This is a genomic window from Actinophytocola sp., assembly GCF_045807065.1.
Taxonomy (GTDB): domain Bacteria; phylum Actinomycetota; class Actinomycetes; order Mycobacteriales; family Pseudonocardiaceae; genus Actinophytocola.
In genome coordinates this window covers 38,448-50,225 of record NZ_JBJMIE010000212.1, presented here as the reverse complement: position 1 = coordinate 50,225, position 11,778 = coordinate 38,448, and the positions used below count along the sequence as shown (strand labels likewise).

12 protein-coding genes are annotated in these 11,778 nt (G+C 71.9%); 3 read left to right on the top strand and 9 right to left on the bottom strand.

Going from position 1 to position 11,778, the window contains the following annotated elements:
• From ACJ73U_RS12575 to ACJ73U_RS12545, 7 genes are all read right to left on the bottom strand, one after another.
• Complete coding sequence (locus tag ACJ73U_RS12575) at nucleotides 1-1,740, bottom strand: hypothetical protein (RefSeq protein ID WP_407777756.1); 1,740 nt, start codon at nucleotides 1,738-1,740, stop codon at nucleotides 1-3.
• A 424-nt stretch (nucleotides 1,741-2,164) separates the two neighbouring features.
• Entirely contained in the window at nucleotides 2,165-2,308 is a 144-nt protein-coding gene (locus tag ACJ73U_RS12570) for a hypothetical protein (protein ID WP_407777755.1), read from the bottom strand.
• A 23-nt stretch (nucleotides 2,309-2,331) separates the two neighbouring features.
• The gene (locus ACJ73U_RS12565) at nucleotides 2,332-3,138 is read right to left on the bottom strand and encodes a hypothetical protein (protein WP_407777754.1); all 807 of its coding nucleotides are present in this window, start codon (nucleotides 3,136-3,138) and stop codon (nucleotides 2,332-2,334) included.
• 21 nt (nucleotides 3,139-3,159) lie between these two features.
• Nucleotides 3,160-3,630 carry a phage tail protein gene (locus ACJ73U_RS12560; RefSeq protein WP_407777753.1) on the bottom strand — a complete coding sequence of 157 codons (471 nt, stop codon included), beginning with the start codon at nucleotides 3,628-3,630 and terminating at the stop codon, nucleotides 3,160-3,162.
• 31 nt (nucleotides 3,631-3,661) lie between these two features.
• Nucleotides 3,662-5,755: a phage tail sheath family protein gene (locus ACJ73U_RS12555; protein WP_407777752.1), complete on the bottom strand. Its 2,094-nt coding sequence runs from the start codon at nucleotides 5,753-5,755 to the stop codon at nucleotides 3,662-3,664.
• Nucleotides 5,755-5,982 (bottom strand): hypothetical protein, encoded by a 228-nt coding sequence (locus ACJ73U_RS12550; RefSeq protein ID WP_407777751.1) that lies wholly within the window; start codon nucleotides 5,980-5,982, stop codon nucleotides 5,755-5,757. The genes ACJ73U_RS12555 and ACJ73U_RS12550 overlap by 1 nt, the downstream gene beginning before the upstream one ends.
• A complete protein-coding gene (locus tag ACJ73U_RS12545; protein ID WP_407777789.1) occupies nucleotides 5,979-6,983 on the bottom strand; it encodes a hypothetical protein in 1,005 nt (334 codons plus the stop codon). The genes ACJ73U_RS12550 and ACJ73U_RS12545 overlap by 4 nt, the downstream gene beginning before the upstream one ends.
• Between ACJ73U_RS12545 and ACJ73U_RS12540 the strand changes: the two genes are divergently transcribed.
• The gene (locus ACJ73U_RS12540) at nucleotides 6,895-7,518 is read left to right on the top strand and encodes an SDR family oxidoreductase (protein WP_407777750.1); all 624 of its coding nucleotides are present in this window, start codon (nucleotides 6,895-6,897) and stop codon (nucleotides 7,516-7,518) included. The two genes, ACJ73U_RS12545 and ACJ73U_RS12540, sit on opposite strands and share 89 nt — an antisense overlap.
• Nucleotides 7,519-7,688: 170 nt before the next feature.
• Here ACJ73U_RS12540 and ACJ73U_RS12535 read toward each other — a convergent pair whose 3' ends face one another.
• Together ACJ73U_RS12535 and ACJ73U_RS12530 are read right to left on the bottom strand one after the other, a co-directional pair.
• Nucleotides 7,689-7,817, bottom strand: coding sequence for a hypothetical protein (locus ACJ73U_RS12535; protein WP_407777749.1), 129 nt, complete (start codon nucleotides 7,815-7,817; stop codon nucleotides 7,689-7,691).
• Between the two features lie 49 nt (nucleotides 7,818-7,866).
• A complete protein-coding gene (locus ACJ73U_RS12530) occupies nucleotides 7,867-10,236 on the bottom strand; it encodes a sulfatase-like hydrolase/transferase (protein WP_407777748.1) in 2,370 nt (789 codons plus the stop codon).
• 192 nt (nucleotides 10,237-10,428) lie between these two features.
• On the opposite strand from ACJ73U_RS12530, the gene ACJ73U_RS12525 reads away from it, so the two are divergent.
• Together ACJ73U_RS12525 and ACJ73U_RS12520 are read left to right on the top strand one after the other, a co-directional pair.
• Nucleotides 10,429-11,637: a hypothetical protein gene (locus tag ACJ73U_RS12525; protein WP_407777747.1), complete on the top strand. Its 1,209-nt coding sequence runs from the start codon at nucleotides 10,429-10,431 to the stop codon at nucleotides 11,635-11,637.
• Nucleotide 11,638: 1 nt separating this feature from the next.
• Nucleotides 11,639-11,764 carry a hypothetical protein gene (locus tag ACJ73U_RS12520; RefSeq protein WP_407777746.1) on the top strand — a complete coding sequence of 42 codons (126 nt, stop codon included), beginning with the start codon at nucleotides 11,639-11,641 and terminating at the stop codon, nucleotides 11,762-11,764.
• Nucleotides 11,765-11,778: the final 14 nt, after the last annotated feature.

The window sequence follows — 11,778 nt, the reverse complement described above, 5'->3', positions numbered from 1 at the left end:
TCACCGCCCTCCGGACGCCGGGGCGACGCGGTAGGACCGCCGCTGGATCCGTTCGGTCACGAGGTCGGTGAACCGCTTGACGTCGTTGACGTCCGCGCCGGGCAGGTGCAGCCGCAGCCTCTTCACCACCGGCCGCAGCTCGTCGCTGTCCGGCAGGTCGAGCACCGGCAGCTCCTTCGGCTCGACCAGCGTGGGGATGGCGGTGCCCCGCAGCTCCGGCGGGAGCACCCGCCCGACGATCACGGCGAACGCCTGCCGGAACCGCGCCAGCTCCTGGCTGCCGAGCACCAGCCTCTCCGCCAGGCCGGTGAGCTCGGTGGACAGCGCTCGCCGTTCGGGCCGGAACACGCTGGGCCTGCGTCGCATCCTGGCGACCACGGCACGCGCCTGCTCGCTCAGCTCGACGGGTGCCTCGAACTCGACCCGGATCGGATCGCCGGCGGCGCTGTCGATCGACTCGAGGTTCAGCGGTGGCAGCCAGATCGCGCCGAGCCGGAGCAGGTCGGTGTCGGGAAGCCTGGGCAGGCCGGGGAACGGCCGGACCGACGGCGCCGCCGGCAGGGCGGCCAGCAGCGGAGCGAGCTTGCTCGGTCCGGCACCCGGCTTCGGCGGCGGTTTCGGCGTGGCCGTGAACGCGGTGACGATGGCGGTGAGCTGCTTGCCGAACGCCGCGAGCACCCCGACCGTCGGGTGCTCGGTGAAGAGCCGCACCACGAACTCGCCCGCCGTGTCGGCGTAGGAGCTGAGCCTGTCCCCCAACGTGGTCCCCACGGTGGCGAACGCGTCGGCCAGCACGTCGACCTGGGCGGCGACCAGGTTCGTCACCTTCTCGATCTGCTGGCGGGCCACCCCGGTCACCCGGCGCACCACCGGGTTGACCGCCAGCGGCCCGTTGGTGAGCTCGTCCACCCTGGACAGCAGTCCGGCGACCACCGTGGTCAGCGCGGTGACCGCCGTGCCGGCGAGCCGGCCGAGCCCGACCAGTGTGCGGGCGACCGGTTCGAGCACCGGCCCGATCCTGGTGACCAGCACGGCCACCGCGCCGAGCAGCTGGGACACGAGCCCGGCGAACCGGTCGGCGAGGTCGAGCAGCCTGCGCAGCAACGGGTTGCGCACCTCGGCACGCGGCCCGGCCAGCTGGTCGAGGAAGATCACCGCGGCGTTCATGAACCGCGCCAGCGCGCCGAACACGTCGAACACCGCGCGCAGCGGCCGGTCCTCACCGACCGCCGCGGAGAGCGCGAAGGCCGCCCCGAGCGCGGTGAGGCCGCCGATGACCAGGATCGACGTGCCCCTGGGTGCGGCGACCAGTGCGAGCCCCAGGAGGAACGGCGCGGCCAGCCACACGATCGCCTTGACGAGCACGCCGACGCTGAACGCGCTGAACCGCAACAGGAGGCTCGCCCCGGCGATCGCGCCGGCCGGGCTCAACGCCATCCCGGCCAGCATCCCCGCGAACCCGAGCAGCGGCTCGGTCAGGTTCGGGCCGCCCGCACTCGTGGGCACGGACCGCTGCGCGGCGAGGAACTGCCGGTCCAGCTCCCCGATGTTGACGATGCGCGCCCGCAGGCTCAACCCTTCCATCGGCAGGCGGCGACCGAACCAGTGCATCAGGAACGCGCTGCGCGCCCGCTCGACGATCGTGGCCTCGAGCGTCACGATCTCGGTCCACGGCGACAACGCCGCCGCCGAGGCCCTGAGCGTGTCGAGCACCTTCTGCAACAGCAACGCGACCGGCATGGTTCGATCCCCCTCTCCTTACGCCGATGGGTCAGTGGTGGGCGGCTTCACACGGTGGACGCGGGCCGGGTCGGCTCGCTCCGGCAGGGCCTGGCTCCCCGCGCCGGGCATGCCTGGCGCTCGCCGTGATGGCTCGCGGCACCGCGAACGCGCCGTTCGCGACGCGACGGGCGCTCTGCCCGCGCTCGCCGCGGAGGAGCGGCAGGCGGCGGGGTCTCCCGTGGACCTCGCCGGGTGTCGCGACCGTGCCGTTCACGGCAGGATCTATCCGCATCGAGCAAGTGGGTGCGCGAGCCGGACAGCGGCCCGGCGATCGGCACCACGTCCGGCTCGTTGTCCACAATGGACAAGGATCGGGAGCGCGTGGTTCGCGGCATCGGTGTGTATCGCGCGACCGGCATTGGTTCCCCCCTTTCCCTGTCCACTAGTGGTTCCGTGCCGCCTCGATGCGGCTGTTCTCGCGTTCGATCTGGTCGATGAGGAGGGTCACGTAGGCCCTGCGCTCGTCGGCCGGCATGTCCATCAGCTCCGAGTACGGCCAGTGGAGGTGGTAGCCGAGGAAGAACACCTCCTGGCGGAGCTGATCGAGGCTCAGTCCAGCGCTAAAAAATTGGTCATGTCCAAGCTGGCGCGCATCTCGTGGCCGCAGGACGGGCAGTCCAGCTCGCGGACCAGGTCGATGCCCGGCGCGTTGTCGTTGAAGGCGCGGTCGATGAGCCTCCTGTCGGTGAGCGTCAGGTCGGCGAGGATCTTGGTGCCCAACGCGTCCAGGCGGTGCGCCGGCAGGTCGCCGAGCGAGCGCATGCACCGCGCCAGCAACGCGTTCTTGCCGAGGGAGGCGTTCTTGCGCATCTGCGGCGCGGCCGCGGTCTCGTCGGCACCACGGGCCAGCCGCATCCGCAACGCCGTGTGCACGCTGCCGTCGCGGTCCAGGTAGCCGTCGCGCAGCTCGATCGCGATGTCCTCGGGTGGCTCGCCGTCGGCGAGCGTCCGCACCGGCAGCGCGTCGAGGTCCTCGACCTGCTCGAACCGCTCGCCGCAGGACGCGCACGTGTACGCGGCGGGCAGCTCGGGGCCGAAGGTGAAGGCACGCAGGCGGATCAGCAGGAAGTTGCGGTCCACCGAGTACATCGCCTCGATGTCAGCGCGGCGCACGGTGTCCAGCTCCCCGAGGCGGGTGATACAGCTGTGCAGCAGGGCGGTCACGAGCCGGCCGCCGTTGCGCTGGTTGGCCGGGTCCGCCAGCAACGCCTCGTCGCGGCCGGTCATCTTGCGCAGCGTCACCTGGCGGTGCGACCTGCCCTCGTCGTCGACGAGACCCACCGGCAGCGTCACGTCGATCTCCCGCGCGGCCCTCGCCGGGGTGGCCTCGGCGGCGCGCTCTTCCAACATGGTCATCATTTGCTCCTAAGTGGACGGTCAGTCGACGCGCTCTAGGCCTTCGTGCTCCAGCACGATGGTCTGCAGCAACAGGTTGGTCGACCCCGCCTCGAGGTCGGTGAACTTGGAGGACTTGACCCAGGCGCCGTAGAAGGCGAACCGCAGCACGTCCTCGCCGAGGTGGCGCTTGACGATCATGCCGTTCTTGCGCACGGTCGAGCCTCCCTGCTGGCGGGCGTTGAGCCGGAAGGTCTGCCGGAACCAGTCGCGGAACCGCTTGTCCTCCGGGCTGCCGTCGACCCGCCGCTCGATGGTCAGCGACTCGAACTTCACCTTCGCCGCCGACAGCTTGTACACGTGGTTGGTGCCGCCGTCCGGCTGCTCGATCGTGTCCAGCTCGCCTTCGGACAGCCCGGAGACCTTGCTGACGCCGGGACTCTCCGTGCCGTCGACCACCAGGACGAACTCGTTGGCCCGGAAGCCCTCGTAGAAGTCACCCACCTTGGGCATGCCTGCTCCTTACTCGTTGGGGTTGACGGGCCTATGCCTCGCCCGCGGTGCCGCCGCTGGGCTGCTGACCGACGATGATCACGATCGTCTCGGCCGGGCGGGACGGGAAGAAGTAGACCTCGACCGTGAGCCGGCCCTGCTCGACCTGGTCGGGCGGGTTGTTGGTGGCGTCGACCACGACCGTGAACGTCTGCTCCGGGTCGCCGGTGCCGAACGCGCCCTGCCGCCACAGTCCCATGAGGAACGGGGTGACCGTGCCGAACTTCACCGCGTTCCACAGGGAGTCGCGGTTCGGCTCCTGGCGGACCCAGCGCAGCCCCTCGCGCAGGCTGGACTTCACGAAGTTGAACAGCAGCCGCACGTTCACGTACCGCCAGCGCGGGTCGGTGGACAGCGTGCGCGAGGCGTCCACCACGACACCGGCCCTCGGCAGCGCGCGGATGCCGTTGACGCTGCCGTTCACCACGAGGTCGGTGTGGTCTCCGTCGGACAGCCGGGTCTCCACGTCCAGCACCCCGAGCAGGTTGGCCTCGTCGCCGGCCGGCGCCTTCCAGATGCCCCTGGTCGTCTCGATCCGCGCGTACACACCCATCACGTGGCCGACCGGCGGGATCGCGAGCCGCGGCGCGTCGCCGACTCCGATCGGGTCGGGCACGATGATCCACGGCCCGTACAGCGCGCCGTAGGCCTTCTTCGCCTGCAGCGCCTGGCCGTACGCGACCGCCTGGCCGCCCTCGACGAACGCCTGCGGCACGGCGCCGACGTACATGGCGTCGTCCCGCCGCTGGCAGTAGTCGATGCCCGCGCGGGCGATCGCCGAGTCCGTCCGCTCGCAGGTGACCAGCTGCACGTCGAACGAGTCGAACGCGAAGAACCCGGTGCCGGCCGCCGCGTCGCCGACGAAGTGGTTCGCGGTCGGCGTGCCGTCGGTTCCGCCCTGCAGGGCGGAGAAACCGGAGGTCTGCGCCGGCCGGTCCAGCACGGGGTTGGGCGTGCCGGCGTCCACCGCCCGCATGTACCGCGACCCGGTCAACGGATTGTTCAGCACCCGCACCACGTAGTTGGGCAGGTCCGCCTCCATGGACAGCCCGGTGTGCGTCTCCACGACCTTGTCGTCGGTGCCGCCGCCGCTCGCGACGAGCAGGTCGAACTCCGCGTTGGACACGGTGACCAGATGGGCGTCGGTGAAGGGCGCGGGGTCGATGTTCGGCGTCCAGGTCACCGCGCCGGTGGACTCGTTGGCGGACAGCAGCTTCGCCTGCCGGGTGGTGGTGCCGTCGGTGATCACCACGGCGTCGCCCGCGGTGAAGCCGCCCGCCTTGGCGAGCGTCGTGCCGCCGTTGTTCAGCGCGACGGGCGTGCCCTTCGTCGGCGAGCTTCCCTGCGCGAGACCGAGCGCGCTGTGCGCGGTGGTGACCTGGAGCGAGGACCAGTCGCCGGTCAACGTGGCCGTCTCGCCGGTTGAGGTGAGGACGAGCTGGTTGCTGCCGTTGATCGAGGCCACCAGCAGGTGGGTCCGCCGGTTGACGGCGTCGCGGATCTCCTCGCGGGTCGCGGCGGCCGGGTTGACGAAGTCGGTGGCGGTGAACGTCAGCTCGGTGGCGGCGCCGTCGACCTTGATCAGCAGTGGCGGGGCCGAGGACATGTTGACCGTGTTGGCCAGCGCGGTGCCGGTGATGGCGGCACGCGCGGACTCCCGCAGCCGGGTCGAGGCGGTGGAGCTGTGCCGCACGCGGACCCAGACCTGGCGGCCCCACGTGCCCGGGTCCACCTCGCCGCGGAAGCCGCCGCCGAGGGTCAGCGTCGTGGTGTTGTTGCCGTCGGCCAGGTTCAGCGTGGCCGGCGCGGTGCCGGTGCCGTTCGTCGGGTCGACCACGCGGTTCACGTACGCGGTCTGGCCGCCGTTGTCGAAGAAGCCTTTCACCAGGTACGCACCGAGGCCGCCGGTGAAGTGGCCGCCGAAGTGCTCGGTGAACTGCGGGAAGCCGGTCACGCGGACCGGCTTGTTCGGCACGCCGCGCTGGGTGGTGACGTTGAACGCGCCGACCGAGACCGCGGCGCTGGTGATCGACGGCGCGCCGGCACCGTCCACCTCGACCACGTTCACACCGATGTTGAAGGCCATCAAGACTCCTTTTTCCGCTCGGACCGGCCGCGTTTGGGTCGGCGGGTCCCCGATTGGTCCACTGTGGACTCCTGCTGGAGCACGCCCTGCCGGCAGAGCGCCCTGACCTGGCCGAGTTCCAGGTCCGCCGGGTCGGCGTCGAGCCGCTCACGGGGGCGCAACACCGTCACGCCGGCCGTGAGGTGCAGCTCGACCGGTCCCGAGCTGATGTTGGTCAACGTGGTCACGCTGTCTCCAGGTGTTCGGTCTCGAGGCGGATGTCACGGACCGCGAGCACCGGTGTGCCGAGCACGACGGGCCTGCGCACGCCGACCCGGTAGAACAGGACGGGCACCTCGGTGGCCGCGCCGCCGATCCGGTCCCGGCCGACGATCCAGATCAGCTCGGCGGGCAGCCGCTCACCGTCGACGGTCAGCTCGTCGTAGGGCCGCAACCGGTCCAGCGCCGCCTCGAGCAACGCCGCCTGCGTGGTCCGGTCCGCGGCGACCGGGGTCAGGGCGTAGTCGAGGTCGTAGGGGTCGCCCAGCGAGACCTCGCGCGCGCCGGTGGTCGTGAAGTCCCGCCGCAACCGCTGTTCGGTGGCCCGTTCCGGGGCGTACCGCAGGTCGAAGTGCACGATGTCGAGCGCGGGCGCGGCCGGGACCTGCTGCCCGGGCGCCCGCACGCCGGCCGTCGCGACCGCGCCGGCCACGGTGATCCCGGCGAGCCGCGACTCCAGCGCCCGGTCGGCGTCGGCGAGCATCCGCGGCAGCACCGCGGTGATGTCGTCCAGGTAGGCGGTGAACGGGGCGCCGAGGCAGCGGAGCCGCAGCTGCGTCACGCCGTTCGCGACGGTCGGGGGGAGGTCGTCCAGGCTGAGCCGCACGGTCTCCCAGGTCTGCGGCTTCCGCACGGGCAGCAGCCGGTGCCAGGTGTTCGCCGGGTCGTCGACGGGCAGCGCGGTGGACCCCAGACGCAGCTCGAGGAAGAACGGCTCGGTGCGGCGGTCGGCCCGGATGGACAGCCGCAGCTCGGTGTACCCGCTGATGTCGACCGCGGCGATGGTGCGCCGCAGCACGTGCCCGACCGCGTTGGGCGCCGCGGTGATCCGCGCGGCGCGCCCGTCGGCCCCGTAGCCGACGACCACCTGCTCGTCGACCATGGCCAGATCGGCCGACGGCGCACCGTCGGGCCGCGACGGTGTCCACTGCGCGGCGTCCCCCATCGGTTCGAGGATGCGCGCGCTCATCGCACCACCTCGCGGACGAGGAGGAGCGCAGGAGGGTGCTGCCATGGCATGCCGGGAACTGTCGCCCAGCCGCCATCACCACGCCGTCACCGCGACCGCACCACCCCTGTGGCGGCGATCACCACCGGCGGCTCCGTGTCCCCGTGCGCCGCGGCCTCGCCGAGACCGGCGGCGTGATCACCTCCGCCGCCCTGATCATCACCGTCGGGTTGTCCACCAGGACGAAGCTGGCGAAGACGCACACCATCGCGGCCCGGTCAAAGCCGTCCAGCAGGCCTGGGCCCGCGTCTGGCTCAACGAACTGCGCGACCGCAAGATCCGGGTCAATGTGCTGACCCCCAGCCAGGTCGCCACGGCCAAACAGGAGGAACTGTTCGACGAGACAACCAAGGCCGCATTCGAGTCCCTCATCCCCCGCGGAAAGATGGGCCGTCCCGAAGAAATCGCCACCGTCGCCCTGTTCCTCGCCTCCGACGACTCCAGCTACGTCAACGGCCTGGAACTGGTCACCGACGGCGGCACCACCGCCATCTGAACCACACACCAGGAATGCCGCGGGCACACCCCACAACAAGCCCGTCGCCACAAAGAACTGATCTCGAACGCGGACATCCGCAACACTGATTCAAAGCTGCCCGCACAGCCTTGAGCTAGTCGCGTGTGGACCTGCATCTGGACGTGGAACGACTTGTTCAGCCAGCTGATCTACCTGACCGACCCGGACAAGTACACGGTGCCGGTGGCGCTGCGGTCCTTCATGGACGCGACGACCGGCACCTCGATGTTCGCCATGTCGGTGGTGTCGCTCGTCCCGGTGGTCCTGGCGTTCCTCATCGGGCAGCGCTACCTGGTCCGCGGCATCGCGAGGACCGGCATCAGGGGATCACCGCCCGGCCGCGGACCTGTTCGTGCCGCCCTGCGGGCCGTACGCGGACAGGAACCTGTCGCGGAAGGAGCTCATCGGCCAGACCGGGGCGTCGGGGCTCGGGTTGACGCCCGCGGTCCAGCCCCACGACGACACGCGGTCGAGCACCGCCGGGTCGCGGGCCACGATCGAGATCGGGACGTCGCGGGTGTTCTCCTGGCTGGCGATGATCGGCTGGGGCTGGTGGTCGCCGAGGAAGACCACCACCAGGTTGTCGTCGCCGTAGTTCTCGATGTAGGAGAACAGGGACTTCAGCGAGTACGCGATCGACGCCGTGTACGCGTCGCGGACCTTCGCCGGGTCGGGCCACACGTCGCCCGGTTGGGTGCCGGCCGCCGGCATGGGGTTGTAGATCCTGCCGTCGCCGACGTCCTTCCAGTCGACCATCTTCGGCAGCGGGGCGTACGGGGTGTGGCTCGACACCAGGTCGATCTCCGCCATGACCGGGTCGGCCGTGGCGGCGCGCTCGGTGCGCTCGAAGTGCTGCAGCGTGTACTGGTCGGGCACCCGTGCGTAGGAGAACCGCGGGCCCTTGTAGCCGACGTTGCGCGAGTCGTACACCTTGTCGTAGTGGTACATGTCGCCCTCCGGCCAGTCCTCGGAGTTCGCCGGGTCCACGCCGACGGTCCGCCAGCCGGCGCGGTTGAACGCGATGCTCAACGTCATCCGGTCCAGGGTGGGCAGTGCCGAGTACCGCTGCGGGTTGTCCACCCACAACCCGCTCTGCAGCGTCGAGTGCGCGAACCAGCTGCCGCCGCCGTAGGTCGGGGACGTCAGGAAACCACTGCGCGCGTCGAAGCCGGCGGCATGCAGCTGCCTGGTGCCGGCGTCCAGGATCGGGTCGATCGTCGCGGTGCTCGTCGAGTCCTCGACGGCCACCCGGCCGTAGCTCTCGACGAACACGAACAGGACGTCCTTGCCCCGCAGCCCGTTCAGCAGCTCGTTGCCGGGGGTGTAGCGGTAGCGGTCGACCCGGGCCTGCGCCGCGAACGTCTCCCCGTCGAACAACCCCTGCCGCACCCGCAGCACGTCGTCGTACACGTGGTCCGCCGCGCTGCGCGACGCGACCGGCTCCTGCGGGTCGAGCTGCGCGCCGGACAGCGCGCACACCAGCCACGCGACGCCCAGCAACGCGAGCGTGTTCGTCGCGGCCGTGCGGTGGCCGACCGCCAGGGTGGTCAGGCGCCGCACCGCCAGCGCCATCAGGACCAGGATGGCCAGCACCAGCAGGATCGCGCCGACCACCGCGAGGACCGCGCCGACGTCGCCGTACGACGACGAGACGAAGTCCACGGCCGGCCCGAAGAAGGTCCAGTCGAACACGGGGTGGAACGGCCGGTCGAACACCTCGTAGAAGCCCATGTCCAGGAACTTCACGATCATCAGCAGCCCGAGGCCGGCGCCGATCACCCAGACCGCCACCCGCCGTGCCCGCACGCCGAGCGCGAGCACGAGCGCGACCGCCATCAGGCCCTCGACCGGGATGCGGGCGAACGCCTCGACGGTGAGCTGGCCCAACCGGTTCGGGCCGACGAGCGCCGCCAGCACCAGGAGGAAGGCCAGTCCCGTGACCGTCCGGGTGAGGATCCGGCGGTCACGGCGGGCTGGCACGGCATCGACCGGGGACGCGGGCGGTCGATGCCGGCTCAGCCACTGGACGTCCTGGACGAACGAGCCGGCCAGGGCCACCAGCGACAGTGCGGTGAGGACGACCGCGACCGGCCGCGGCAGCACCTCGACGCCGAGTCCCGCCGCGACCACGGTGAGGACGATCCCCTGCGCCGCCCCGACCGCCGTGCGGACCCGGCTGGCCGGCAGCGCGGCACGCAGCCACGGCACCGCCCCGCCCGCGGCGACGAACACGTACCTCAGCAACCCGACCGCGAGCACCCACGGACCGAGCCGGGTCGCGACGAACGCGCTGAGCACCAGCACCGCGACGGCGTCGACCTCCAGGGCGAACCTCGTGTCGAACGCCGTGTCCGGGCGGGCGAACCGCGCACCGGCCAGCGACGACACCACCGCGACCACCGCGAAGCCGACGATCGCCTTGCCGGGGTCCGGCCGGGGGTCGGTGGTCTCCACGACGAGCGCCGTCAGCCCGCCGACCACCACCGCTCTGGCCAGCACGACCCGCCCGGCCGAGCCGAACGAGCGCACGTCGAACCGGCGCAGTCCCTCGGCGAGCACGGCCCACCCGATCACCGCGAACGCGATCCCGCCGAGCCAGCCGGCGGGTCCGAGCCGCACGGTCACGGTGAGCAGGACCAGCAGGACCACCAGCGCGTCCACCGCCGTGACCATCGTTCGTACCGGTCGTCCGGCCACACGTCCTCCTCGAGATCGGGTGCGGTACCCGATCTCGATACGAGCCGGCGCGTGACCCGGTTCTACGCGGACGCGCAATGCCCGGAAAAGGGTCGGCGCAGGCGTGACGAATGCCCTCAAGGGCACCTTCGGGACACCCAACGTCCCCGAGGACACCGCCGGGGCACCGGGGGCGGTAGTCAGGACATCGTGATGCCCAGTTTCGAGCAGCTGCGCAGGCACGCCCGTGCGCTGCGGCGCGCGGTGCGGGCCGGGACGCCGGTGGCGAGGCGGCTGGTCGACGAGCACGGCTGGCCCGCGCTCGACACCGCGTCCTTCACGCTCGCCAACGCGCGGCACCTCCTCGCGCGGTACCACGGCTTCGCCGGCTGGGCGCAGCTGCGGCGGCACGTCGAGGCGGGCGTCGGCCCCGAGAACGGGGTGCTGACCGTGGACGACCGGTTCCGGGTGCGCCGCGGCTGGGCGTCGCCGGACGACCTCGCCCGGATCGGCGCGGACGGGTGGGCACCGCTGTTCACCGCGCGGCACCGCGGGGTCCGGGTCGTCGCGTTCGCCACCGCCGGCGGGCCGGTGTTCGCCGAGCTGACGCCGACCACCGTCACCGTGTCGCGGCCGGGTGGCGGGGACGGGCTCACGTTCCACACGGCGCTCGGCACGCTCGCGGGGGTCGTGCCCGCCGGCACGGCGAGCGTCGCGGTGGAGCGGCCGGCCGACCGGGCGGCACGCGAACCCGCCGTCGTCGCGGACGGGGTGTTCGCGGTGCCCAACGCGTTCGTACTCGACGAGAACGGGCTGGTGCTGCGGCTGGACGGCGCCGACCGGGGGCGGCTCGTGCCGCGGGAGGCGTTGCCCGACCGGGCCGACGGCGTCGTCGACCGGCCGGCACCGGCCGCGGAGCGGGACTCGCCCGAGGGGCGGCGGCTGGGCGCGGCACTCGCCACCGCGCCGGTCGTGGACGCGGACCAGTGGGTGCCGGGGGCGTTCGCGTCGCTGGGCGGCGGGGAGAGCATCCAGCTGGGGAGCTACCGGGGGTTGCTGCTGTGGCACCTGACCGGCGAGGTGCCCTTCGTGTTCGACTTCAGTCCGGGGCGCGGGCCGGTGCGGGACTTCGCCGTCGTCGGCGAGACCGTGGCGCTGACCAGGGTCTACCACGGCTTCGCCGGGGGGACCAGCGACCGGGTGGTGCTGGCCGGAGTGGTGGACCGGGACCGGGTGGCGTCGGTGACCTTCCATCGGGCGGACGGCACGGCACTACCCGCGACACTCGGGGGTGACACACTGCTGGTGACGGCACCGGACCTGACCGCGCCGCGTGAGCGCGGGCCGGTGCGGGACCGCGTCGTGGCGCGGGATCCGGCGGGTGCCGTCGTGGAGGACCTGCCGTACCAGGAGGGAGGCTGACGTGGGCGATCCGGTGTGCTGGCTGGCGCGCGTCTGTCCGGAGTGCGGGCTGCTCGTGGCGGACGAGCCGCCGACCACGTGTGAACGGTGCGGCGCGACGGTCACCCGGTCGGAGGACGACGACTGAACGTGTCGGTGACC